Annotated in this window: 24 protein-coding genes and 3 pseudogenes; 11 read left to right on the top strand and 16 right to left on the bottom strand. The window is 66.1% G+C overall.

The window, feature by feature from the left end; all coding sequences use genetic code 11:
* Positions 1-13 precede the first annotated feature (13 nt).
* Entirely contained in the window at positions 14-1,774 is a 1,761-nt protein-coding gene (locus HGB39_RS10035) for a plasmid pRiA4b ORF-3 family protein (protein ID WP_005564505.1), read from the bottom strand.
* Between the two features lie 129 nt (positions 1,775-1,903).
* Here HGB39_RS10035 and nhaA point away from each other — a divergent pair, with 129 nt between their 5' ends.
* Entirely contained in the window at positions 1,904-3,772 is a 1,869-nt protein-coding gene (gene nhaA, locus HGB39_RS10030; protein ID WP_005564506.1) for a Na+/H+ antiporter NhaA, read from the top strand.
* Here nhaA and HGB39_RS10025 read toward each other — a convergent pair whose 3' ends face one another.
* A complete protein-coding gene (locus tag HGB39_RS10025; RefSeq protein ID WP_005564507.1) occupies positions 3,773-4,120 on the bottom strand; it encodes a GNAT family N-acetyltransferase in 348 nt (115 codons plus the stop codon).
* Positions 4,121-4,230: 110 nt separating this feature from the next.
* On the opposite strand from HGB39_RS10025, the gene HGB39_RS10020 reads away from it, so the two are divergent.
* Entirely contained in the window at positions 4,231-5,139 is a 909-nt protein-coding gene (locus HGB39_RS10020) for an LLM class flavin-dependent oxidoreductase (RefSeq protein WP_005564508.1), read from the top strand.
* Positions 5,140-5,155: 16 nt separating this feature from the next.
* Here HGB39_RS10020 and HGB39_RS10015 read toward each other — a convergent pair whose 3' ends face one another.
* The gene (locus HGB39_RS10015; RefSeq protein ID WP_005564509.1) at positions 5,156-6,343 is read right to left on the bottom strand and encodes a serine/threonine-protein kinase; all 1,188 of its coding nucleotides are present in this window, start codon (positions 6,341-6,343) and stop codon (positions 5,156-5,158) included.
* Between the two features lie 61 nt (positions 6,344-6,404).
* Here HGB39_RS10015 and HGB39_RS10010 point away from each other — a divergent pair, with 61 nt between their 5' ends.
* The 3 genes from HGB39_RS10010 (at position 6,405) to HGB39_RS10000 (ending at position 9,587) form a co-directional block, all read left to right on the top strand.
* Positions 6,405-7,802 (top strand): plasmid pRiA4b ORF-3 family protein, encoded by a 1,398-nt coding sequence (locus HGB39_RS10010; protein WP_052023945.1) that lies wholly within the window; start codon positions 6,405-6,407, stop codon positions 7,800-7,802.
* Between the two features lie 223 nt (positions 7,803-8,025).
* On the top strand, positions 8,026-8,478 hold the full coding sequence (locus tag HGB39_RS10005; protein WP_005564514.1) for a hypothetical protein: 453 nt from the start codon (positions 8,026-8,028) through the stop codon (positions 8,476-8,478).
* Between the two features lie 65 nt (positions 8,479-8,543).
* The gene (locus HGB39_RS10000; protein WP_005564516.1) at positions 8,544-9,587 is read left to right on the top strand and encodes a DNA polymerase IV; all 1,044 of its coding nucleotides are present in this window, start codon (positions 8,544-8,546) and stop codon (positions 9,585-9,587) included.
* A gap of 42 nt (positions 9,588-9,629) precedes the next feature.
* Here HGB39_RS10000 and HGB39_RS09995 read toward each other — a convergent pair whose 3' ends face one another.
* From HGB39_RS09995 to HGB39_RS09985, 3 genes are read right to left on the bottom strand one after another with little or no spacing between them, the layout of a single operon-like run.
* A complete protein-coding gene (locus tag HGB39_RS09995; RefSeq protein ID WP_259465692.1) occupies positions 9,630-10,004 on the bottom strand; it encodes a hypothetical protein in 375 nt (124 codons plus the stop codon).
* A gap of 26 nt (positions 10,005-10,030) precedes the next feature.
* Positions 10,031-10,753: a hypothetical protein gene (locus tag HGB39_RS09990; protein WP_043788679.1), complete on the bottom strand. Its 723-nt coding sequence runs from the start codon at positions 10,751-10,753 to the stop codon at positions 10,031-10,033.
* Positions 10,753-11,070, bottom strand: coding sequence for a type VII secretion target (locus HGB39_RS09985; protein WP_005564520.1), 318 nt, complete (start codon positions 11,068-11,070; stop codon positions 10,753-10,755). The genes HGB39_RS09990 and HGB39_RS09985 overlap by 1 nt, the downstream gene beginning before the upstream one ends.
* A gap of 349 nt (positions 11,071-11,419) precedes the next feature.
* Between HGB39_RS09985 and HGB39_RS09980 the strand changes: the two genes are divergently transcribed.
* Complete coding sequence (locus HGB39_RS09980; RefSeq protein ID WP_005254066.1) at positions 11,420-11,713, top strand: hypothetical protein; 294 nt, start codon at positions 11,420-11,422, stop codon at positions 11,711-11,713.
* A 57-nt stretch (positions 11,714-11,770) separates the two neighbouring features.
* Here HGB39_RS09980 and HGB39_RS09975 read toward each other — a convergent pair whose 3' ends face one another.
* Positions 11,771-12,769: an MBL fold metallo-hydrolase gene (locus tag HGB39_RS09975; RefSeq protein ID WP_043788682.1), complete on the bottom strand. Its 999-nt coding sequence runs from the start codon at positions 12,767-12,769 to the stop codon at positions 11,771-11,773.
* A 231-nt stretch (positions 12,770-13,000) separates the two neighbouring features.
* Between HGB39_RS09975 and HGB39_RS09970 the strand changes: the two genes are divergently transcribed.
* A complete protein-coding gene (locus HGB39_RS09970; protein ID WP_052023946.1) occupies positions 13,001-13,879 on the top strand; it encodes a glycine-rich protein in 879 nt (292 codons plus the stop codon).
* Between the two features lie 101 nt (positions 13,880-13,980).
* Here the strand turns inward: HGB39_RS09970 and HGB39_RS09965 are convergent, their stop codons facing one another.
* Entirely contained in the window at positions 13,981-14,496 is a 516-nt protein-coding gene (locus tag HGB39_RS09965; protein ID WP_043788687.1) for a CarD family transcriptional regulator, read from the bottom strand.
* 109 nt (positions 14,497-14,605) lie between these two features.
* On the opposite strand from HGB39_RS09965, the gene HGB39_RS09960 reads away from it, so the two are divergent.
* Entirely contained in the window at positions 14,606-15,241 is a 636-nt protein-coding gene (locus HGB39_RS09960; protein ID WP_005564526.1) for a TetR family transcriptional regulator, read from the top strand.
* A gap of 26 nt (positions 15,242-15,267) precedes the next feature.
* Here the strand turns inward: HGB39_RS09960 and HGB39_RS09955 are convergent, their stop codons facing one another.
* The 7 genes from HGB39_RS09955 to HGB39_RS09925 all read right to left on the bottom strand — a co-directional run bounded on the left by HGB39_RS09955 (position 15,268) and on the right by HGB39_RS09925 (position 19,500).
* The gene (locus tag HGB39_RS09955) at positions 15,268-15,678 is read right to left on the bottom strand and encodes a YjbQ family protein (protein ID WP_005564528.1); all 411 of its coding nucleotides are present in this window, start codon (positions 15,676-15,678) and stop codon (positions 15,268-15,270) included.
* Positions 15,679-15,773: 95 nt separating this feature from the next.
* Complete coding sequence (locus HGB39_RS09950; RefSeq protein ID WP_005564530.1) at positions 15,774-16,070, bottom strand: hypothetical protein; 297 nt, start codon at positions 16,068-16,070, stop codon at positions 15,774-15,776.
* Positions 16,067-16,294, bottom strand: coding sequence for a hypothetical protein (locus HGB39_RS09945; RefSeq protein WP_241769473.1), 228 nt, complete (start codon positions 16,292-16,294; stop codon positions 16,067-16,069). The genes HGB39_RS09950 and HGB39_RS09945 overlap by 4 nt, the downstream gene beginning before the upstream one ends.
* 139 nt (positions 16,295-16,433) lie before the next feature.
* The gene (locus tag HGB39_RS09940) at positions 16,434-17,798 is read right to left on the bottom strand and encodes a WXG100 family type VII secretion target (RefSeq protein WP_005564532.1); all 1,365 of its coding nucleotides are present in this window, start codon (positions 17,796-17,798) and stop codon (positions 16,434-16,436) included.
* Positions 17,798-18,091: a hypothetical protein gene (locus tag HGB39_RS09935; RefSeq protein WP_248949695.1), complete on the bottom strand. Its 294-nt coding sequence runs from the start codon at positions 18,089-18,091 to the stop codon at positions 17,798-17,800. The genes HGB39_RS09940 and HGB39_RS09935 overlap by 1 nt, the downstream gene beginning before the upstream one ends.
* A gap of 186 nt (positions 18,092-18,277) precedes the next feature.
* Positions 18,278-18,967, bottom strand: a complete 690-nt coding sequence (locus tag HGB39_RS09930; protein WP_005564542.1) for a TerD family protein — start codon at positions 18,965-18,967, stop codon at positions 18,278-18,280.
* 113 nt (positions 18,968-19,080) lie between these two features.
* Positions 19,081-19,500 carry a CoA-binding protein gene (locus tag HGB39_RS09925; protein ID WP_005564543.1) on the bottom strand — a complete coding sequence of 140 codons (420 nt, stop codon included), beginning with the start codon at positions 19,498-19,500 and terminating at the stop codon, positions 19,081-19,083.
* 188 nt (positions 19,501-19,688) lie between these two features.
* Between HGB39_RS09925 and HGB39_RS09920 the strand changes: the two are divergent.
* From HGB39_RS09920 to HGB39_RS39840, 3 genes and pseudogenes are all read left to right on the top strand, one after another.
* Positions 19,689-20,801: pseudogene (locus tag HGB39_RS09920) on the top strand (tyrosine-type recombinase/integrase).
* A pseudogene (locus tag HGB39_RS39845) lies at positions 20,798-21,126 on the top strand (helix-turn-helix domain-containing protein). Before HGB39_RS09920 ends, HGB39_RS39845 begins: the two co-directional pseudogenes overlap by 4 nt.
* Before the next feature lie 112 nt (positions 21,127-21,238).
* Positions 21,239-21,457 (top strand): hypothetical protein, encoded by a 219-nt coding sequence (locus HGB39_RS39840; protein WP_043788690.1) that lies wholly within the window; start codon positions 21,239-21,241, stop codon positions 21,455-21,457.
* 853 nt (positions 21,458-22,310) lie between these two features.
* Here HGB39_RS39840 and HGB39_RS40175 read toward each other — a convergent pair.
* Positions 22,311-23,402, bottom strand: a pseudogene (locus HGB39_RS40175) (NHL repeat-containing protein); the annotation flags it as partial.
* Positions 23,403-23,818: the final 416 nt, after the last annotated feature.

Raw genomic sequence — 23,818 nt, 5'->3', positions numbered from 1 at the left:
CCCGCCAGACGCTCTACCCGAACAACGTCGCGAAGGCCTCATTGATCCCGTCTCGATCGAACGATGTCGGATCGAGTTGCTGATCGGGGCGCAGACCCAGCCAGTCCCGAATCTCCGAGTGTTCCTGGTGATGCGGATCAGCGCTGGCTTCGATCATGTTCGCCCAACCCCACGAACCGCCGGAATCTTCGTACGGCGCCATATTGCGCCCGTCGAGGCATAGCGCTACAGGGGATTCGGGAGCGGGGTTGTCGACCGATTCGACGACGATGTGATGGATCCAGTCGTCACCGAAATCGTACAGGTAGGTGAGACGGTCGCCGACCGAGCTGAGCAGCGAACCGACGGGGACCTCTTCCTCCGCGACGGCGGGGCCTACGAGGTCGCGGTGCGCGAAGTCTTCATTCGGAATGAATACCCTACCGCCTGAGTACGCGGGCCCGGCAGAGAACTCGTGTAGATGGCAGTCTTCCCAGCCGAACGCGGACTGGATGATGTCGTGGAGAGCGGAAAGCGGTAGTGAGGCGTCGAGTCGAACGCGGCGCCAGACGGGAATGTGGGTGCCTTCCAATGAAATCCGCAATGTAACGTGCGAATCCACCATGTCGGATAGTGCGTACTCGCTCTCTGCGCCAGCGAGTTGGACGGCACGAAGAACGGCAGGCTGCAGCGCGGCCGGAACCCGGTATGCGTCATCCTTGGTCAGCCACTTCTGTTCCACCAGCCTGTCCAGTCGGTCATAGACGAAGGCATCCAGGAGCGATTGCTCGTCGCCGGATGGCGCGTCTTCCGAGTCGGCGACAGGCGGCTCCGATGTCATCCCCGCCAAGATCACCTGCGTCACGACCACATCGGTCAATTGCGTGAGGTCGAGTGGGTGATGTTGCGTCGATACGAGTTGGCTGCGGACGAATTCGGTGACAGCTGCACGAATCAACGGCAGCGCCCGGGTCGTCCGGTCGGCGATCAGCTCCGCGTTCGGTCCGCGGACCGCGCGTGTGGAGTTGACGGTGATGAGGCCGATCTCTTCCGCAGTTTCCCAGTAGGTCAGCATCTCGGGCACGTCGCGCATCGAGCGGATTCGGCGCGCACGCGGAAACCCCTCCGAGTCGAGGTCGAGATCGACACCCAACGCGTCAGCGAGACCGGGGATAGAGGCGGGTTTGGGCACCTTGGTCGAGGTGACGGCCGCACCCTTCCCAACCCAGTCCACGAGTGCGACGAGGGAGGCGATCAGCGGAAGGGAGCTGAGTGCGCGTAGTTCGTCCTTCTCGTCCACGGCGGGTAGTGCGATGTCTTCGGGAAGGACGACGGGTGGTTGCGGCTCGACGAAATGGATGAGGTCCTCGATGCAATGTATGAGGTTCTCTTCGGTGCCGGTCCACAGCCGATTTTCGTCGAGAAAGTTGAGGAACGTCAGTGCCGAGGCGACAATCGTCAATGCGATGTCATCCATGTCCTCGGAATTATCTGCGGTTAGCTCGTCAGCGGCATCGAGGAGGGTATGCGCGTCCGCGGGGAGCCAGCCGGTGGCACGGAAACCGGGGTGGGCGTGCGCGAGGTTCGTGAGTGTCGACTCCACGAGGTGTGCGAAGAGTTCCGCGTCCTCGGTCAGATCGCCCCTGCGCAGCCACTGAACGAAGCTGTCGATAAGCGCTGGGTCGACGGCGGAAGCGGGAAACAGCGGTGCGACTGTTGAGCGGTTCCTTCGTTGGCGTGCCTGCTGTTTTGCCGCACGCTTCTGGCCCGGATTTCTACTCCGCTTCGATCCCATGGCGAGATGATAACGCGACCGAGAACAGGTGCCTGGGCGCCGCCGGATCGGAGTTGATCGGACAGCGGGGCGGCTCATGTGCAGGGGCATTAGGCTGACCTGCGGCAGAAACTGTGAGCGAGGGGACAGATGACGGTCGAGCAGAGCAGCCCCACCACACTTCGGCGACTGTCGGCGCGGTTGGCCCTGATCCGCGACGACACCGACGACGACAAGCTGTCGGCCGGTTTCCTCCTCGTCGCCACGATCCTGGCGTTGGTGTGGGCCAACATCGGTGATTCGTACGAGTCGTTCTGGCACACCCCGGTGACCATCCAGATCAGCGACTACGGCATCAGCCTCGACCTGAAGCACTGGGTCAACGACGGGTTGATGACGCTGTTCTTCTTCGTCGTGGGGCTCGAGGTGAAACGTGAGCTGACGATGGGCGAACTCACCGATCGCGCCCATGCCGCCGTCCCACTTCTCGCCGCGATCGCGGGTCTGGCGCTGCCCGCCGTCCTGTTCCTGATCCTCAACCCCAGCGGCGCCGAGGCCAGTGCGTGGGGCGTCGTCGTCTCCACCGACACGGCGTTCGTGCTGGGCGCACTGGCACTCGTCGGACCCCGATGCCCCGCCCGGTTGCGCGTGTTCCTCCTGACCCTGGCCGTCGCCGACGACATCGGTGCCCTGGCCATCATCGCCTTCTTCTACACCGACAACCTCCGGCTCGGACCGCTGCTCCTCGGGTGCGTCGGACTGCTGCTGATCATCCAGTTGCGCAAGCTCGAGGTGTGGCGTGGCGTCGCCTACTTCATCGTCGCGGCGGGCACGTGGGTCGCGTTCTACGAGTCCGGCGTCCACCCCACCCTCGTCGGTGTGCTGATCGCGCTGATCCTGCCCGTGTATCCGCCGCGGCGCAGCGAGGTGGAGCGGGCGGGTGAACTCACGCGCGCGTTCCGGCAGTCACCCAACTCCGACTACGCCCGCGCCGCCCAGCTCGGTGTGCTGCGCGCGGTGTCCGTCAACGAGCGGTTGCTGCGCTTCTACCAGCCCTACACGGCGTTCCTCGTCGTCCCGATCTTCGCGCTCGCCAATGCCGGTGTGGTCATCACCGGGCAGACCCTCGCGGACGCGGTCCGGTCTCCGCTGGCGTGGGGCATCGTGCTCGGCCTGGTGGTCGGCAAGCTCGTCGGCATCACCGCGGCCACGGCCCTGTTCTCGAAGCTGCGGCCCGGCAGCCTGCCGCGCGGGCTGACGCTGTCCCAGATCGCCGGTGGCAGCGCGCTGGCCGGCATCGGCTTCACGATCTCGCTGTTCATCGTCGACCTGGCCATCGACTCACCCGAGCTCGCCAACGACGCTCGGGTGGGTGTCCTGACGGCGGCGGTCATCGCCACCGTCCTCGGTTGGGCACTGTTCCGGCTGTCGGACTGGGTGCACCCGCCGACGGAGGCCGTCGGGCGCACCCTGCTCCGGCCCGTCGACACCGGCCGCGATCATCTGCGCGGGCCGGTGGATGCGCCGCTCACCCTCGTCGAGTACGGCGACTTCGAGTGCCCGTTCTGCAGCAAGGCCACCGGCAGCATCCGGGACGTGCGGGCGCATTTCGGGGACGAGCTCCGCTACGTCTTCCGGCATCTCCCCCTCGACGCCGTGCATCCGCACGCGCGTTTCGCCGCCCAGGCGAGCGAAGCGGCGGCCGCGCAGGGACGGTTCTGGGAGATGCACGACCACCTGTTCGCCAACAGCGACGCCCTCGCCGAGGACGAGATCTTCGGTTACGCCGCCGAGCTGGGGCTCGACATGGACCGGTTCGAGGAAGACATCCGCAGGGGCACCTACGTTCACCGCATCGACGACGACGAACTCGACGCCGAGTCGAGCGATTTCCGGGGGACCCCCACGTTCTACCTCGGCGCGACCGGCACCGACCTCGCCCGGCACAGCGGCCCCTACGACGCCGCCACCCTCATCCGGCAGCTCGAAGAGGCGCGCGCTGCCGACGGCGCACCCTGATCAGCCGCGCGAATCCTTCACAGCATGGATCGCGGCCGGCGTGACCGGGTCGACGTCGTCGGCGAAGTCGTCGTGCTTCTTCAGGTAGCCGGCGACGAACGGGCAGATCGGCACGATCCGTTTGCCGTCCGCGACGGTCTCGGTGAGTGCGCTGCGGATCAGGGTGCTGGCGAGGCCGCGCCCCGCGAACTGGTCGCCGATCTCGGTGTGGAAGAAGATCCGTTGATTCGCGTCGTCGAGGTACTCGGTGAACCCGGCGAGTTCACCATCGACGCGGACCTCGAATCGGTGTAGTTCGGGGGCGTTCCGGACGTCGGGTGCGGGGCCGGCTTTCGTGTCGTCTGTCATGAACCCACTATGCCGCCCGGCGGGGTTCCGGCTGCGCGGCGGGTGTTCCCGGACGTCGCGGAGGTGGATGATCGAAGGAGTTCAGCGATCCGAGAGGGGACGCGACCGCCATGACCGATTACGGCAGGGCCGTGCAGTTCGGGGCGTTCGTGACCCCGTCGGTGGAGTTGCTGGCCAACACGTTCGAACTCGCCGCCCTCGCCGACGAGACCGGACTCGACCTGATCGGCGTGCAAGATCACCCGTACCAGGCGAAGTTCCTCGACTGCTGGTCGCTGATGGGTATGTTGCTGGCCCGGACCGAGCGGGTGCGCGTGTTCCCCGACGTCGCCTGCCTGCCGCTTCGCCCGCCGGCGACGATGGCGAAGGCCGCGGCCAGCCTCGACGTGATGTCGGGAGGCCGATTCGAACTGGCGTTGGGTGCGGGCGCGTTCTGGGAGGCGATCGGGGCGATGGGCGGTGACGTGCGCACGCCCGGTCAGGCCGCGACGGCGTTGGAGGAGGCGGTCGAGGTGATCCGCCTGATGTGGTCCGGTGAGCGTGCCGTGTATTCCGAGGGTGAGCACTATCGCCTCGCGGGCGTGCATCCCGGACCGGTCCCGGCGCACCGGATCGGGATCTGGCTGGGCGTCGGCGGCCCCCGGCTGCTGCGGGCGCTGGGACGCTCGGCGGACGGGTGGGTCCCGTCGAGTTCGTACTTTCCGCCCGAGGTCCTGCCCGGCATGCACGCGCGGATCGACGCGGGCGCGGCGGATGCGGGCCGGGATCCGAGCTCGATCGTCCGCGCCTACAACGTGTTCGGCCGGGTGAGCGACACACCGTCGGACACGTTGTTCCACGGAACCGCCGAGCAGTGGGTGAGCCAACTGACCGAACTCGCGGTGGACGCGGGCATGGACACGTTCGTCTTCGGCACCCACGGCGACGATCTCGCCCAGGTCCGCACGTTCGCGACCGACGTCGCGCCCGCCGTTCGGGCCGCCGTGGATGAGCGCCGTGGAACGGGTGCCCGCGCTTGACCCGACCGCGACTCGCTCAGTTGCCGTCCTTCTCCTTGTCCTTGTCCTTGGGCTTGTCGTTCCCGTTGCCGTTGTTGCCGTTGTTGTTTCCCGGGCCGGTCTTCGGTGCCGGGGCGCCGGTCGGTGGGGGAGGCGCAACCGGGTTGACCTCGACCGCACTGCTCGGGACGGAGACGGGCGCCGGAGCGGGGACGACCGCGGTGGTGCTCGGCCCGGGACCGACCGTGCCGTCCCGATTCTGAGACGCGATGGCCAGCGCCGCCACGACCACGGCCACCAGCACCGCGGCGATCGCGGCGACGATCAGGCCGGTCCGCCGTGGTCGCCGTGGCTCGGGCGGCAGCTGAGGGACGGAGGTGGTGGGTGTGAATGCTCTCGTCGGCGGCGGATGCGGGCCGGACGCTCCGAGGACGGCATTCCGCATGGCTTGGGCGTCGGCGTACCGCTGCTGAGGGTCGCGGGCCATCGCCCGCTCGATCGTGTCGGCGAGGTTCGGATCGGCGTCCGGACGGGCTTCGCGCAGCGGTCGGGTCGCGCCGTCGATGATCGCCCGGGCGAGGGACAAGATGTTGTCGCCGGCGAACGGCCGGTGCCCGGCGACGGCTTCGTAGCCGACGACGCCGACGGCATAGAGGTCGTCGGAGGTCGTGGCGGGTGTGCCCATGATGCGGTCCGGGCTGAGGTAGGCCACGGTGCCCAGCACCTGTCCCGTCGCGGTGTGGTCGGACGCGGCGCTCTTCGCGATGCCGAAGTCGGCGACCTTCACCGTGCCCGCGGCGGTGAACAGCACGTTTCCCGGTTTGATGTCGCGGTGCAGGATTCCCGCTCCGTGGGCGGCGCCGAGGGCGGCGAGCACGTCGGCGAGGATCGACCGCACCCGCGCGTCCGGGACGGGACCGGCGGCGATCTCGTCGGCGAGGGTCCGCCCGGGCAGGCGCTCCATCACGATGTACGCCATTCCGGCGTCCTCGCCGCAGTCGTGCACCGCGACGACGTTGGGGTGATTCAAGGTGGCGGCCAGCCGGGCCTCGGCCTCGAACCGGCGGCGGGTGTCGGGGACGGAGGCGAGCTCCGAGCGCAGCACTTTGATCGCCACGGGTCGCTGCAGGCGCAGGTCCCATCCGTCGTGGACGTCGGCCATTCCGCCGCGCCCCAGCACTCCCCGCAACTCGTACCGACCTGCGAGAACTGCGGACACCGACATGAGCTCACGCTATCGTCAGCACTTGTGCCGGACACCGCTGCCTCCCACCTAACATGACGCCATGACCGCTTCAGGTAAACGCCGACACCTGTCCGTCGTTCCCGACGTGCCGGTGATCGTCCGGCCGTCCGAGCGACCGGGTCGCCGAGACGTGGCGAGTTTCCACCTGCGGATCGAGCTCGACGACGTGTCGCCGGCCATCTGGCGGCAGTTCGTCGTGCCCTCGAACTTGCGGCTGAACGAGCTGCATCCGATCGTGCAGACGGTCATGGGCTGGCAGGACAGCCACCTGCATTCGTGGGTCGGCGGCGAGCCCCCCGCCTCCGAGCGGTACGAGATGCGCGAGAGCATCGAAGAGGGCTTCGCCGGCGAGGACGACGAGCTGTGCGAGGACGCGGTCCGGCTCGATCAGGTTCTGGCCGAACCCGGCGAGCTCCTGTCGTATCAATACGACTTCGGCGACGGCTGGGACCATACGATCGTCCTCGAACGGATCGAGGCCGACGGGCCCGCGCCGACGGTGACCTGCCTCGCCGGCGCCCGCGCCTGCCCGCCCGAGGATTGCGGCGGACCGGGGGGATACGCCGACCTGCTGACGGTCCTGGCCACCCCGTCGCACCCCGGTCATCACGACGCCGGGGCATGGGTCGGGCCGGGGTTCGCGCCCGAATCGTTCGGCGTCGACGCCGTGAACCGTAATCTGCGGATCGAAGTCGTGATCCGTGACCACGGTCCGGTGACGGATTCGAAATTCGCCGAACTGCTGCGACGAATTCCCCATCAGGCTGCCCCGCACGTCTTTTCGCTGCTCGAGCATGCCCAGCTCACCACGCGGAAGGGTGACTTTCCCGCGGCCCAGGAAGCGGCGACGTTTCATCTGCGGTGGTTGTTGCAGCGCATCGGATCCGACGGCATCACGCTGACTCAGGCGGGCTACCTGCCCCCGGCGGTGGTGGCCGAGATGCGGCAGGCGCTACCGGGCTTCGACGACTGGCCCGCCACCAGCAACCGCGAGACGGATCAACGGCCCGTCCACCTGCTCCGTGAGTACGCCAAGACACTCGGACTGGTGCGCAAGTACAAGGGAAAACTCGTTCGAACCAATCTCGGAACGGCGATGGCGGACAACGCGACACAGATGTGGCGTCTTCTGCTCGATCGCCTGCCGCTGGGCACCGAGCAGATCGAGCGGGAGGCCGGATACCTCGTGCTTCTCACCCTCGCCGCGGGCACGTCGTCGGACGAACGCAGGGACGTGATCGCCGAGGGACTCGCCGCCCTCGGCTGGCAGACCAGCGACGGGACGATCGTCGGCCGGGAAGAAGTGTTCTGGATGGGACGTCCCACGATCTCGTTCCTCGAACTGATCGGCGCAATGGTCGAGGGCTACGTCCAACGCGACCAGCCCATGGACCCCGAATGGGGTCGACTCTTCGCGCAGATGGTGCTGTCGATGTAGGTCGGTGTCACCGCAGCAGCACCGGACTACGGCCGAACCTCCTTGGGCGCAGCTGCTTTCGACCCGCACGGCAATCGCGCGGTGCCGATTCGTCCAGGACTCGCCGGACGGTCACGCAAACGACACTCTTCGATGCAGAACGATTTCGGGCCACATGTGTCGGAATCTTCTGCTTTGATACGTCCATGCAATCGTCGGTCGCGAGCGAGGGAGGTTGACGACGATGGTCGATTCCACCGAGGTGCCCGAGGTTTCGTGGGCGGGAATGGTCGAGTGGTTGACGGGTTCGCTGGTCGATCAACCGGTCGCGCTCATCGTCGAGATCGGCCCGAACAGCTACGTCAGTGAGGACGACGACGAAGAGGTCGTCTGCGCGCAGATTCAGGTACTGGCCGACGGTGTGTTGATGCTAAGGCGATCACGCGTCGAACTCGGGCACCTGCTGCTCGCCGACTATTCGGCCGAGCACCTGACCCTCGACAGGTGGCATTTCGACGGCCACTTCGAAGACTGTACGGACGGCTATCTCTTCAGTCGCGATGTGAACCTGATCGCGAACACCTGCGTGGCCTGGTTCCGGGACAATTGGGGCACCCGGTCCACCAGTGAACTCGGATGCTCGTATCGGTTCCCCGACGAGTTGATTCCGTCTGTCGACGCCGACGACGTGTTCTGACCTCCGCCGCCGCAGAAGTCGAGGATTCGAGGGTCGCGGTACGACGATTCCGGCACACTGGTTCCATGAGCATTCCGCCGCGTCGTCGGTGGGTGTTGCATGTCGATCTCGACCAGTTCATCGCCGCCGTCGAGGTGCTGCGGCATCCTGAACTGCGGGGACGTCCCGTCGTCGTGGGCGGTCGCGGGGATCCCACCGAGCGCGCGGTGGTGTCGACGGCGTCGTATGAGGCGCGTGAGTTCGGTGTCGGTTCCGGAATGCCGATGCGGATTGCGGCGCGGAAGATCCCTGACGCAGTGTTCCTACCTGTCGACGCCGAGGTCTACACCGAGGTGTCGGGCGTCGTGATGGACACGTTGCGAAAACTGGACGTCGTCGTCGAGGTGATGGGCTGGGACGAGGCGTTTCTGGGTGTCGAGACCGACGACCCGGAGGCCTTCGCGCGAACCGTGCACGACGCCGTCCTCGACGCGACCGGGCTGCACTGCTCAGTAGGTATCGGCGACAACAAGTTACGAGCCAAGATCGCGACCGACTTCGGCAAACCGCAGGGCATCTATCGGCTCACCGAGGAAAACTGGTTCGCCGTCATGGGGGAGCGCCCCACCGACGCGCTGTGGGGGATCGGAAAGAAGACAGCGAAGAAGCTTACCGCGCTGGGCATCAGCACCGTGCAGGAACTCGCCGACGCCTCGGATCAGGAATTGGCCGCGACCCTCGGTCCGAACATGGGACCGTGGTACGCCAGGATCGGTCGCGGCATCGACCTCTCCCCGGTCTCGGCGGAACCCTGGGTGGCCCGGTCGCACAGCCGGGAGACGACCTTCCAGCAGAACCTCGCCGGCCGGGAGGCCGTCACCGAGGAGATCCGTCGTCTCGCCGCCCGGGTCCGGGAGGACATCCTCGCGGAGAACCGCCGGGCGGTGCGAGTGGCGTTGAAGGTGCGCTACGCCCCGTTCGATACCCACACGACGAGCAAGCCGCTGCCGGAGCCGACATTCGACCCGGACGTGATCGCCGATGCGGCAACAGCATTGGTCGACAGGCTCGACCACGAGCGGGAAGTGCGACTCCTCGGTGTGCGGCTGGAAATGACCCCGCCGACGTGAGTGGCAAGGCGTGCTCGGGCACGCTTTGCCACTCACGTGGGGTCACCAGTCGGAACTCAGAATCCCGCCCTGCTGATTCCAGTCCTCGTCGGCCGGTTCATCTGGGTTCGCCCCCTGCGCCACTGCGTCGTCGCGAGCGCCCATGGAGCCGGCGAGAGAGTCCATCCGCTCGCGAGTTTCTGCGGCAAGTCGCTCGCGCTGCTCGTCAGAAAGTGATTCGAGGTCGGCCAGGGCCAATGGGATCACCCTGTCGAGAGTGGCGTTGAAGGCCTCTGATGCTACGAGGTCGCGCACGCCCAAGGCACCCGACAAGACGTCTGCAGCGAGGCGGCGAAAATCCGGATCCGGCGACTTCGCCGCGAGGACGGTCAACGACTGCTTCAGGTGAAGGGACACCCCGAGGTCGTCCCGTGCCACGTCGAATGTGCGTTCAGGCTGATCCATCACGCCCCCGGATGGTCGTAGGAAGTTTCGGGAAGGCTGGGCAGATCGATGAACTCGCTGCCGGCAAGTGATCCGGTGATACCACTCATAAGGGCCTGGACGACGGACCATGTTGTTGTCCAGTACTGGAGGACCTCACCCCACTTTTCGAGGATCATCAGAACCTGCAGCGTGGCCGCGCCCATCGCTGCGCCTGAACCGACAACGCCGACACCAGTCAGTGTCAGCGCCTCTGCGGCGGCAATCTCGATGAGGGCGATGATTGCCATGTCGGTAATGGCGGAGAGGGCATCCCCTACGGCCTTCGACAGCTCATACATGGCAAGGGAAATCTGGTCGATCTGTTCTGCAATGGAACGAAGCGGTGACGCCTGGCTACCGACCGCGTCACCAAACTTCTGAAAGTAGCCGCGCGCGTTGTCGGCCGCGATGCCTCTCCACGGCTCGACGCCACGAAGACTCTCGTGGATTGCTGCGGAGAAGTGGTCGTTGTAGTCGGCCAGATTCTGGACGCTGTTCCCTGCGCGCTTCACGCCATCCCAGTCGCCCGAGAGCTGTTCCGCCGCCCAGTCCCACGGATTGGACTTGATCACTGAGGTGCAGAACTGCTGGATGTAGAACGAGGGACTCAGGAACGACAGCCCAACGGCGTTCTCGAGCATGTCGGGAACAGGGTCGGACCCATCGGGTTCGGTCAGTGCATCGACTGGATTGCTGCTCATCACTTCTCCCCGACAAGAGTGCGATCGAGCTCAGCCGCGTATGCGTGATCGGTCGTCCTGTACATAATCGCGGTCGACTCCAACTCCGTCGCGGAGCGATCGGAGAGGCTCCCCAGCGCCGCATAGTTCGCATCGAGTCGATCACGAACCTCTGCAATGGACTTCGTGACCTCGAAGAACGCCCGACCACTTGCTGTCGATAGACCTAACCACCTGTTGAGGTAGGTCCTGGCCGGTTCAGTCTGGGCCGACAGTTCCATCAGGTTGCGCGCAAGCCCGTCCAGAGTGGCCGGATCGACCTGCAATTCCTCTGACATGGTTCCCCCCGAACGATTCTTGGATGTGCGCCAGAATTACAACACACGATCCGTCCACGCCGGCCCGTCGGGTGAATCGGCCGACTGCGATAATCCGCGCATGAATAGTTCGGGGAGGGTTGACGTGTTGCTCGGCGTGCGGGCGGGCGAAATCGATATCGACAGCGCCGGTCCATTGACCGCGAACTGGGCAGATCACCTGCTTCAGTTGGAGCGACCCGTTCCGCATGTGTGTGCCGTACACGGTGAGCCGGAGGTAGATCGCAGGGAGACGACTCTACTGTCCGGCAAGAAGTCGAGGTCGCTAACGGGCGGGGATGTCGCCTCGGCGGGAAGATACACAGTGTCCATGGACTGGCCTGTCTGCGCGCAGTGCATCGAGCGCCAGAGGCGATGGCGCGGGGCGGCACTGGCAACCCTCGTGGGGTTTCTTGTTGCGGTCGTCGTCCTCTTCATCGCGGCCCAATCTGCCGAGAAGAACGAAGCGGTGCTGTCTCTCACCTTCTTCGCCGCCTTCGGGCTGCTGCTCGGTGCAGCCAAACTCAACCAGCGTGCGACTCTGTTCACCGGTGCCACGCTGAACGCCGACGGGACCGCGGTCGTTGTGGCACAGGCGCATCCAGAGTTCGCACGTCAGGTATAGCCAGGCTAACCCACGTGAGTGGCAAAGTGTGCTCGGGCACGCTTTGCCACTCACGTATCAGCGGCGGGCGAAGACGGCGGGTTCGCTGTCGGGGACCTGGGCGACGAGGTCGCGGGCGACGAGGTGCCGAAGGTGGGCCGCCGCCTCGGACAGGGCCATGCCCTTGCCCATGGGGGAGATGTCGGCCCACGGCTTGTACCACTTCATGCGCTCGGCGACCTGCCACACGGTGATCTGATCGTCGCCGAAAGCCTTGTACAGGTGGTCGAGTCGCTCCTCGTGGTGCTCGATCAGTTCGCCGGCGCGACCCGCGACGTCGTCGATGGGGATGCCGTGGGCGCCGAGTCCGCGGGTGATGTTCATGGTCTGGACGCGGCGCAGCGAGTCCATGAACTCTGCCAGGCCGTCGCGCTCCTCGAGCGGGTACACGAAATTGCCGACGTGCGGCGTCGTCTTCTGCAGGACGTGGTCGCCGGTGAACATCACGTCGGCGTCTTCGAGGTAGAAGCAGACGTGGCCCGGGGTGTGCCCCGGGGTGTAGACGGCGCGCAGGTTACGGCCGGCGAGGGCAATGAGTTCGTCGTCGACGAGAACACGATCGGGCGCCGACTCGGGACCCGCCGGCGGCTTCCCGCTCGATGCGTTCTCGAATGCCTCGAGATCTGCCGGGGCGGCACCGGCGCGCGTCATGTTGGCCTTCTGGAAATCCAACCACTCGGGTCCGTGACCGGTCGACATGTGCTCGAACATTTCGTGATCGGATTCGTGCATCGCGATCCACGCACCGGACGCCTCCCGGACTCGCCCACACAGACCGGTGTGGTCGGGGTGGAAGTGGGTGAGTACGACGCCTTCCACATCCTTGACCGAGTGCCCGATGGCCTCGAGTCCGGAGGTGAGGCCGTTCCAGGCGTTGTCGTCGTCCCAGCCGGCGTCGACGAGGATCAGACCGCCGGGTGATTCCATCGCGTACACCAGGGTGTGACCGAGGGGGTTGTCCGTGATCGGCACCGGAATCTGGAAGATCCCGTCACCGATGGGTGCTGCGTCGCTCATGTGCATACCTCGTTGCCTAGATGAACAAATTAGTTCTACTTACCTTCATACTGACCTTTCGGCGCGCATTGCGATACCGCGGGTCCCGATTAGCGGAACGGCATGCCCCGTGACCAGGTGCTTTGGTGTGTAAGCCGACCGCGAGACCGGAACACTCACTGGACGCCGGACGCTGTGGAATGCTCCACTCGGACCAGCTTTCACGTGCTCGCTCTGCGACAGGAGACTGCTTTGACCACGAACCTCGTTCGATCACGCCGCCGGTGGTACACGACCGGGATGTGTGGCTTTGCCGTAGTGGGTGCCTCGGGACTCCGTGCCCCCAGTGTGGCGGTTGCCGCGCCGGCGGCGTTGCCTGCCGGCTGTGTGCAGGGCGCCGGCACGCAGGTGACCTGCACGTTCACGTTTACCGGCAGTGCGCAGTCGTTCACGGTTCCCGAGGGCATCACCAGCCTGTCGGTGACGGCAACGGGCGGTCGTGGTGGAAACAGTGAAGACATCCTCGGCGGTGCCGCGGCCGTCGCGACCGGGCAGCTGACTGTCGCCGCAGGTGACGCGCTGTACATCCAGGTCGGCGGCAACGGTGGCGACGGCAACGGCCAGGCCGGATACAACGGCGGTGGGGCCGGCGGCACCGGCGCAAGTGGCGGAGGCGGTGCCGCCGACGTTCGCACCGGGACGGGTGAGCTGGCGGATCGTCAGATCGTCGCCGCGGGTGGAGGCGGCGCGGGTGACCTCTATATCGGCGGCGCGGGCAACAACCTGATGGGACCTGCCGGCGGACCCGGTGGCGGGGGTGGCGGTGGTGGTGGCGGCACGGACGTCGCTGGCGGCATCGGAGGCAACGGTGGATCGGAACCACATGGCTCGCCGGGTGAGGCCGGTGTCGGTGGTGCCGGTGCAGGAACGGGCGGCGGTGGCGGCGGAGGCTGGTTCGGCGGCGGAGGTGGCGCCGAGAACTACGGCGGTGGCGGCGGCGGTGGCGGATCGTCCTACGCGCCCGGCGGAACGTTCAGCGTCGCTGGGGCGGATGCTGTTTCGTCGGTAGTCATCACGTACGGAGCCGGTTCGGGAACAGGGTCACTCGGAAACCTCTTCGGCAGCAGCTGATCTCGACTCCCGCGCTGGAGACGTCGTCACGGGCCGCGAAGTGGCACACGAAATCGGCAGCAGCCCCGAACTTTCGTCCGGGGCTGCTGCCGATCGTGTCGTCAGACTGCGACAGCCACCGGCGCAGAGGCGGCGGCGGATTCGTAAATCGCTTCGATGCGGCGCCGAGTCTCGTCGGGGTCGGACTTCATCGCGAGGACGAGTTCAGATATGACGAGCTGCATTGCGTGCTCGAGCTGCCGCTTCTCGCCGGCCGACAGTGGCTTGACCTGCGAACGCGTCATCAGATCGCGGATGACTTCACTTACCGTGAAGATCCCGCCCACGGTCAGCTTTTCCTGGTTGGCCTTGAATCGCCGAGACCAGTTCGACGGGTCGTCGACCGTCGGACCGCGCAGGATGTCGAAGACTCGACCGACTTCGTCGTTGTTGATCGCATTCCGCACGCCGATGGATTCGGCTTTCGCTACCGGAATCTCGATGGACAGCCCGTTCTGGGCGACTTCGAACTGTACGTATTCGGTGGGCAAATCGTTGAACATCCGGGTCGTGAGCTTTGTGACAGTCACCGACCCATGGTGCGGGTACAGAAAAATATCACCGATATTGAGATTCATAGATTACCTACCCTTCCCCAACATTATGGCACACGCTGCCATATTGACAACCGGTGACCACGTGAGGACCATCGCGGGGGTGTGCTCCTACCGATAACGAAGGCCCTTGATGACCAGACCCGAAGCGTTCTCCGTGTCGCCTGACCTGCCCGCCGGCCCGCTGGGGCTGCGGGAGCGACGACGCGAGCAGACGAATGTCGAGATCAGCGAGACCGCACTCACGCTTTTCGAACACAAGGGTGTCGAGGGCACGACCGTCGGCGAGATCTCGCAGGCTGCGGGAGTGTCCCAGCGAACCTTCTTCCGATATTTCGCTACCAAGGAAGAGGCCGCGCTCCGGGACCACTGGGCGTTCGAGGCGGTCTTGGCGGGCGGGCTCGACCAGCTCGACTCGGAGGTCTCACCGAGGCTCGCGCTGGAAAGGGCCTTCGCTGCTGCTCTGACGATGTACCAGGACAGTTCGTCGATCGCGTGCCGGCGATTGCTGCGGGTGAACCGTCTCATCAAGAAGGAGCCGGCGCTGCGGGCTGAGCTGGCGCGCGAGAGTGTGCGTCGGACCGCGGCGCTGGTCGAGGTGGTGTCGACGAGGTTCGACTGCCCCGACTTGCAGATTCGACTGGCGGTCGATGTGTCGATCGCCGTGCTCCGGGCGGCGTTGGAAACGTGGGTGGACCAATCGTCCACCGACGAGACGGCGAGTCTGCCCGAAATCTATTCCTCGGCAAGGGGACTCGCGAAGGCCTGATCGGAGATGACTCCGCGGGCGCCGGTTCAGCCTTCCAGGAAGCTGAATCGGACGTGTCGCACCGGGTTGTCGACATTGGTGTCGACGAGGCACACGGATTGCCAGGTGCCCGTCGCGAGTGCGCCGTCGAAGACGGGCACGGACGCGTAGGGCGGCAGGAACGCCGGCAGTACGTGGTCGCGGCCGTGCCCATGGCTGCCGTGACGATGGATCCACCGGTCGTCGCGCGGAAGCACTTCGTCGATCGCGCGCAGCAAGTCGTCGTCGCTTCCCGCGCCGGTCTCGATGACGACGAGTCCCGCAGTGGCGTGCGGCACCCACACATGCAACAGGCCGTCACCGGCGCCTGCTGAGGCGAGGAACTTCTCGATCTCACGGGTCAGGTCGTACACCACCGGCTCGGCGCCGGTCCGCACCTCGATCTCGGTACTGAACATAGTTCCGACGGTAGCGCCATGCCCCGTGACAGTCGATCGGAACGTGTGCGGCCTTCGCCGACGCGGCTGTGCCAGTCGGTGACATGTGCCGGTGGCTATCCGAAGACTGCACCCAATACGTAACCTATCCCTGCCACGATCGGAATCGCCAACAACGCACAGAGCGGAGTCAGCAGCCCGATGAGTACTCCAAACGCGATGCGCCGATAGATCTGGCCGGCAACAAAGAACGCAATCATGATGACGAGCCCGACAACAAGAGCGGCCCATGCCCAGGCCGGTGTGCCCGAATCGGTCGACGGATTCACGATTCCGACGACAAGGAGCACGAGCGTAATCGCCATCGACAGATAGGTGGCGGCACCGAACCAGGTGTCAGTCTTCTCGGTCACGGAGCCACCGCATACTGTGCATCAATGTTGATCGCGAAGTGAATCGCCGCGAACTCCACGCCGACTATCGCCGCGGTGACAATGCCCAGTGCGAGTCCACGCCGGGCCGCCGATCCGCTCGCAAACAGCGCGACCGCAACCAGAATGCTGATGACAGCTTCGGTGCCGATGGCGGCGAACTCGACGGCAACGTCGGCCGGATCGCCCGGGAAGAGGGCACCCACGATGGGAGCCACAGCAAAGAACCCTGCGACGACGAGTGCGAGCCACGACGGAGTGCCTAGAGTCGCAGCTCTCCAATAGCCGGGGCCGGTTGTCGTGGCCCTTCTCAACACATTCATCAACCTTCGACCCGTCTCCTGGTCACTTCACGCGTGGCGGATTGTCGGTGCTGCCCAGGGACGTGCTGGGAAGATCGGACACGGTGGGAGGGATGCGCCCAGCCCATTCCTGAACGTGCTGAAACTGTTCCAGCGCACGTTCGCCGCTGCCGATGTCATGGTCGGTCCAGAGGTTGAGCGCCGGACCCCATGGTTGACCCGAGGCCGCGGGATCAACCGCTACCGTGTGCGTCGCGCCGGTGGGATCGTCTTGATACACCTCGAAAGACGGATAGTCGGCGCGCGTTCCATTGACCGTCACACCAGTGGAACCGGGCATCCCGGGCTGCCCCTGCCCTGGCGTGATCACCACATCGCCGTGCACGGTGGGCATTGCATCGCCGGGTGCTTCGAATGGTCCGACTTTCGGATGGAAGGGGTTCGCTGCTTCATACTTCAGGCGCACTGACCCGTCGTCCGCCTGCCACACCTCGGCGTCCGGAGACCCGACCTTCACCTCACCGTTGGTAGCGACCGACGGGTTCTGCCGCATGACGACGATGCCGTTCTCATAGTCGACATATGTGGTTACTCTGCTGTTTTCGGGATCGAAGTCGAGACTGTTCGGGCGATTGTCTCCCAGGTCGTAGTACGGCCGGTTGAACACCGAGTACTGCTCGATGAAGCTACTCGTCCGAACGACCCCCTGGCCCGGTACCGGATCGATGTGCACAACCTTGATCTCCGGCTGCACTCCTTGGTACCTCTCTGTGTAGCTGTTCGGGTTCAGCACGGTGGCGGTTTGCCAGTCACTTGGCGAGAGCGGGTATCGCCCGAACATGTCATTGAACGCTTCAGCTGAAACTTGATCGCGGGCTTCCTGCGTGCCGACAACATGTTCTGCGCCCGAGGGATCGAGTCCCTCAGGTAGTTGATCTCCGCACGCCCGGATCTCGACGGCGGCGTCGCGAATCTTCTTCGCGGTGTCATCCGCGACCACCATGAGCTCGCGCAACGCGACAGCGATGGCGGATGAATGTTGCTCGGCTTTAGCGGTATCGCCGGAAACGGACCAGTCATCGGCCACAGTGCACTGGTCTGCCTCGGCCTCAGCTGTTCTGGTGTTGACAACAGTCAGATGAGAAACAAGATTGTTCGCACCCTGATCGAGCACATCGATGAGCTCCAAGATCTCGCGTGATGTCCGTGCACCGATATCGCAGTCGGTTCCGATGCGGTCGTATGCCGCATCGTACGATTCGCCGTGCCAGTGACTTCCCACATTTTGGATCCCCGAGCGCATTCGATCGAGCTGACCTGCGTAGTCGGCGTCCCCGACGCGCAGGCGCGCGGCGACATCGAGGAGTGCGGCCGGCTTCCATCGTTCGATCTCGCTGCGGGTCGGCATCAGGGCCGAGCTCCGATTGCGTTCAGTTGCGACCGGAAGTCGTCCTCCGAAACTTCGAACTCGTGCGCGTTTCCGGTCGCGACAGCCGCGATTCGCCTCGCTCGCTGCGCCATTCGCAGATATGCGCCTTCGATGAACTCGCCGGCCTCGTCGAGTGCAGCAGGGACATCGCAGCCCGGCATGAAGTCGCCCACCGTGATGATCGAGCCACGGAGCTCGATGTCATCGATCGCTTCACCTACGTCATACATAGATGAAGCGAGCACGCGCAGTTCTGTTGGATCGACCTTCACAATTCCCCCCGAAGCGTCCCCTCACCTCACGCTATCTGGATCCCCTCGATCCGACTCCGCAAGGCCGCGAAGAGTATATTCGACGCCCACCTCCGGCGCCGACTGCGGGTGGACGCGGCACCTGGTTACGAGTACACGTGCGCGCCGTTCAGCATGAGGCGCCAACGTCTGCCGCCGCAGGCGCCGTTACTTGCGGCCGGCCGCCCACTTCATGCCCCAGCTGTAGGTCTTGTCGAGATCGGCCTGGCTGCCCTCGATGTACTTCACCTCGCGGGTGACGGTGATGCCCTGCCCGGTGTTCTGCAACATCGCGATGGCGCAGATGCGAGCGGAGCTGTTCGACGAGTCCAGTCGTACCTCCACCTCGGGGCCGCTGGTCGGGTAGAGGGTGACGACGCCGTCCACGGCCGCCCAGTTGGGTGCGCCGTCGTAGATCATCGCGAAGATGAGGATCCGCTTGAACATCTCCGGTCGGTCGAGATTGATATGCATATTCTCGCCCCCGGTCACGGTGCCGGTGCGGTCGTCGGCGTCGAGCTTGACGAATGGCGGGTCCTGCAGCGATCCGAAACTGTTGCCGAGTGCCTGGACCACACCCTTCGACCCGTCGGCCAGTTCGTAGAGGCAGCCGAGGTCCAGGTCGATGCCGTTGGTGCCGCCCGCGGCTGCCGCGAGCTTCGCGAAGAAGCCGGTCTTCTTCGGTTGCGGTGTCGCGCCCGTCGACCAGTTGAGGTTGACCCGCATCGCGCCCTGTCGCTCACCCGACTTCGTGAGGCTGACGGAAGGCGCGGCCTTCGACAGGGTCACCTTGCTCAGGTTGACTCCGTCCTGCGGTGCGGCAGGAGTGGAGGGGCGTCGGGTGTAGTCGATGGCCACAGGTGGGAACCTTCCGATTGGCTGAGCGGCTCGCGTCAGACCGTTGTCCGATTTGCACGATTTCGGTCCAGAGTAGCGGCAGTCGCGCGCGGCGGACTACAGCCCGACCATGGTCACGCTGAATCCCGTGCACTCCACTCGATCGCTGGGCAGGTGTCCATCACCATCGCGACGCCCGTTGCGATCGTTCGCTGGAAGGCGGCCTCGTCGATGACGCCCAATTGGAACCAGACACCCTTCGCACCGATCTCGACGGCCTGGTCCGCAAACTCGCCGGCGGCCTCGGACTTGCGGAAGACATCGACGACGTCAATGGCGAACGGGACGTCCGCGAGGGTGGCGTAGCCCTGCTCGCCGAGCACCGTCGGGGCGTCAGGATGGATCGGGACGATGCGTTTCCCGCGGCGCTGCAACAGCTCCGCGATCCGGTACGCCGTCCGGTCGGGATTGCCGGAGAGCCCGACAACTGCCCACGTGTCCCAGTCGTCGAGCATCGACGACACGGCCTTGGAGTCCTGCCACTTGGTATCCACATCGCCAAACTACTACTGACCGAACTAGGCGGAATTGCATTCGATGACGCACTCGACGCGCTGCGAAGTAGGACGCAGTCGCAGCGTACTTGCTCGGGTTCTAGGCGAGGAACCCAATGGCGTTGTGGCCGTTCGACCTTGCATTTCGGGTGTTGCCTTACACGCCGCAATGATGCATCCTATGCATCGTGGCCGACACGGCGGACCGCCCCGGTGTCGCCCACCGCGTCCTCGCAGACGGCGTCGCGCATCTGGATCCGGAGACGGCGGTGTTCGATGCGATGTTGGACGGGTGGGCGGTGCAGCAACGCGCCCGGTTCCTCCAGCCCGCGATGATCGAGTCGCGGCAGACGTTGCTGCGGTGGCTTGCCGAATTCACCAACGACTATCCGTAGAACTGGCAGTGTGCGGACATCGAGGACATTCATCACCAGCCGCCGCCAGGGTGCGAAATCGATCGTGGTGTCGACGGCGTGGATTTACGAGATCTCGCTGCGACAGTTCCTCGCATTTGTCACCGATCCCCGCTACGGATGGCCGCCGGAATGCCGGGAGCGCTTCGGTGTGACACCGACACAACTGCTGCACGAGTCGAACTCGATCGTGCACGTCACCGAACACGAGGGCAATCCGCACCGGCGGCCGCTGACCTATGACGAGATCCACGCCCTGTTCGACGCCGCCGACGCTCGCGTCGAACAGATCCGCGCGCACCACCGCAAGGGTGTGACGGCCGCGATGCGGGATGCCGCCCTGCTCAAGACGATCTACGCGTTCGGGATTCGTCGTCGCGAAGCCTGGGGTCTGGACCTGGCCGACCTGCGGCACAACCCGACGGTTCGGCCGGTTCGGCCGGTTCGGTGCGCTGTTCGTGCGCTGGGGCAAGTCCTCCCGCGGCAGCCCACCGAAACGCCGCACGGGTTCTCACCGTCCCGGAGATGGACTGGATCGTGCCCGTGCTCGAACAGTGGTGCAGCGAGGTACGGTCGCGCTTCGGCGCCGACAGTCATCCGGCGGTGGGTGACCGAACGCGCCGACCGGATGTCGCTGCGCCGGATCAACGACGCCTTCACCGCCGCCCGCGCCGCCGGCCTCGACCCGTCCCTGGATCTGCATTTCCTGCGGCACTCCTAATCACCCACCTCGTCGAGTTCGACTATCCGGAGAAGTTCGTCTCCGCCCAGGTGAGACATTCCTACGCGGCGTCGACCGCGATCTACACCGGGGTCTCCGACGAGTACCGCAACCGGCTGCTGCAACGATCGCTGGCGAAACTTCCCGACCTCTGGGGGCAGACGTGACCAAGAAACTGGGCTGCCGTTGGCACCTGCGCAATGTCATGGCCGAACACGACATGTTCGCCACCACCGATCTCGTTCCCCTCCTCGCCGAGCGCGGGGTGCACCTGTCCCGCGAACAGGTCTACCGCCTCGTCACCAAAACCCCGCAACGGCTGAGCCTAGAGACCCTCGCCGCACTGTGCGACATCTTCGACGTCGGAGTCGAGGACCTCATCGAAGTTGCTGTTACCGAGGAACCGGTTCACAAGAAGGCCCCGGCTCCCATGCCGCGGCACCGCCGCCGCCCGTGCGGCGCAACACCATCCGACTGCCCCGGCGACTGTGACCCCCCGCGCCGACACCGAGAAGCGGCAGGAGGCGGTCGCCGACCTCGCCGCAGTCCTTGCGGCGCGGCTGCACGATGCGACCTCGAGGAGTTCACCGAACAGGTCGCGGACGTGCTCGATCCCGGTCGGCTTACCCTCCTGCTGCACGGCCGGGTTCGCGGTGCGGTCCGCCCGTGGGGCGGCGCTGGGGCACTGGCCGTCGACCTGCCCGCGCCGGTGCTCGCCGACCTCCTCGGCATCTCCGTCAGTGCCGCGACCCGGTGGAGTGCACTCGCCGCCCGCGACCACGCCGACTACCACGCCGCGCGCATCGCACACCCGCCCCAGTGACATCACCTGCGGCTCAGGGTCTTCACCCGATGTTTTGTGTCGGGACCTCCCCTTGGCCTCACCGGTAACAGCACCGACGAGCCCGAGACCGGAGGTACCTCATGGTCACCGCCGCGCCGATGCTGCCCGGGATGCCCGCCTCCACGACGGGCCGCGAGGTCGAGCAACTCGCCCTGATCGGCCAGCCGCTACCGATCCGGGACCCCGAACGGCTGTGACCGGCCCTGGCTCGACGACCCCGCGGTCGTGGCGCGGTTCGAAGCGAAGACCTACTGACACGCCCGGGTCGTCGGGGCACGGTTGTCTCGGCAGTGTCTCGTCCGCCGGGCACGGCTCCTTCCGGCCGGCCGGCCTGCCCGGCCCGTCCCGCCGCGGCATCGTCCCCGCGCACCTGTTCGCGTACCAGCTCGAATACGGGATCATCCCGCGGCTGGGGTGGTCCGGGGCCGACGACACGGTGCTGTGCCACCAATCCGACTTCGCCGGCTGCACCAACCCCGCGCACATGCGGTTGGGCACCAACGCCGACGACCGCACCGAATACAACCTGCGCCGGCGCAACCTGACCAGCCCCCTCGCCGACGTCCGCGGCCCCGCCGGCCGCATCCGCGCGGTCGCCGCCGTCATCCGCACCGGACTCGCGCTCGGCGGATGCCGAGGCAATCGAAACCCCGGATCCACGGCGCCGAGGACGAGGGCTTACCCCTGGCCCTGTGGTAGATCGACTCTGAACGAGTCGAGGGAGGTCGCAGCGTCTCAAATGTCCCGGCAGCGAGACCTAGGAACCAGGTTGCGGCAAGCTCACCTGTCTACCCGGCCGCCAGCTTCAACACCCGGCCGCCGTTGGCGGTGCGGTGACGTACACGTTTCCCGCGGTGTCCACCGCCACCCCTTCGGGGCCGAGGAGGCCGGTGAAGGGCAGCTCGACGTGGGTGGTCGACCCGGCGGCCAGCTTCAGCACCCGGTTGTTGTCGCTGTCGGCGACGTACACGTTTTCTCTCGCGTCCACCGCCACCCCCCCGGGGGTGGTCGAAGCCGGTGAACAGCTCGGTCTGCGAGTTCGACCCGGCCGCCAGCTTCAACACCCGGCCGTTGTCGGAGTCGGCGATGAACACGTTGCCCGCCGCGTCCACCGCCACCCCCGTGGGGGCATTGAGGCCGGTGAACGGGAGGGTGGTCTGGGTCTGGGTCGCGCTCTCGGTCTGGGTCGCGCTCTCGGTATGGGTGGGGGTCCGGGTCTGTTTGTACACGACCACTCCGACGGCGACCACCGCCAGGAGGGTCAGGAGCCCGGCGATCACCATAGTGGACGTCCCGCGCCACCAGCGGACTTGCGCGGGCGGGTGCCAGAGCCGGTCGAGGGTGGAGTCGGCGGCCCCGGCCAGTTCGGGCGGTGCGGCATGGGGTGCGCGCTGGGTTTCTTCCTCCTGCCATGGCGCGGGCGGGGCGGCGGGCCGGGGGGACGGTTCGGGCTTGACGGGTGCGGGTGCCGGGCGGTCCGTCTCCGGTTCCTCCCGCACCGTCGGGATGTCGGCCTCCACCGCGTCGGGATGACGGCCTCCGCCGGCCCGAGTGCGTGCTGCGCGGCCGCCGCCAGGGCCCCGCAGCTGGGGTAGCGTTCCTCCCGGTCCTTGGCCAACGCCCGCGCGATGACCTCGTCGAACCCGGCTGGCAGGCCCGCCCGAAGGGCGGCGGGTCGGGGGATCGGCGAGTTCAGGTGGCCGGCCATCAGCGGGGCCAGGGGCGATCCGGGATACGGCTGCTGGCCGGTCAGCAGCCGGAACAGGGTGCAACCCAGCGAGTACACATCGGCCCGGGCATCCAACGGGAGGTTCGCGAACTGTTCCGGCGCCGCGTACTGCAGGGTCGCCACCAACATCCAGGTTTTGGTCACGTGCTGGGTCTGCTCGAGCGCCTTGGCGATCCCGAAATCGGCGAGCAGCACCCGCCCGGGATCACCCCGGTGACCCGGCCGGGGGTGTTCGACGAGGATGTTCGCCGCCGAATCGAGGGGACCACCCTCGCCGGCGGTCGCGGCGTCGGTGCCCTCGACGTATTGCATCGCGATCCACAACCGGTCGCCCTCCCGGCCGCGGTCGTACACCGCGACGATGTTCGGGTGCTCGAGCCGGGCCGCGTGGTCGGCCTCCCGCTCGAACCGGGCGCGGGCGTCGTCGTCCTCGGCGAGGGCCGGGTGCAGCACCTTCAGGGCGATCCGCCGCGGCAACCGCGGATGCGCCGCCGCATACACGGTGCCCATCCCCCGACCCCCAGCACGCGTTCGATGGTGTACCCGGCGAACACCTCCCCCGGCCTCAAGATGCCGTGCTCGCCCATGCCGTCACCACCTCACCCGGATGC

Source organism: Rhodococcus opacus (genome assembly GCF_012396235.1).
Classification (GTDB): Bacteria; Actinomycetota; Actinomycetes; order Mycobacteriales; family Mycobacteriaceae; genus Rhodococcus_F; species Rhodococcus_F opacus.
Note: the sequence above shows the minus strand (reverse complement) of the source record. Positions and strands in the feature narration are given on the sequence as shown.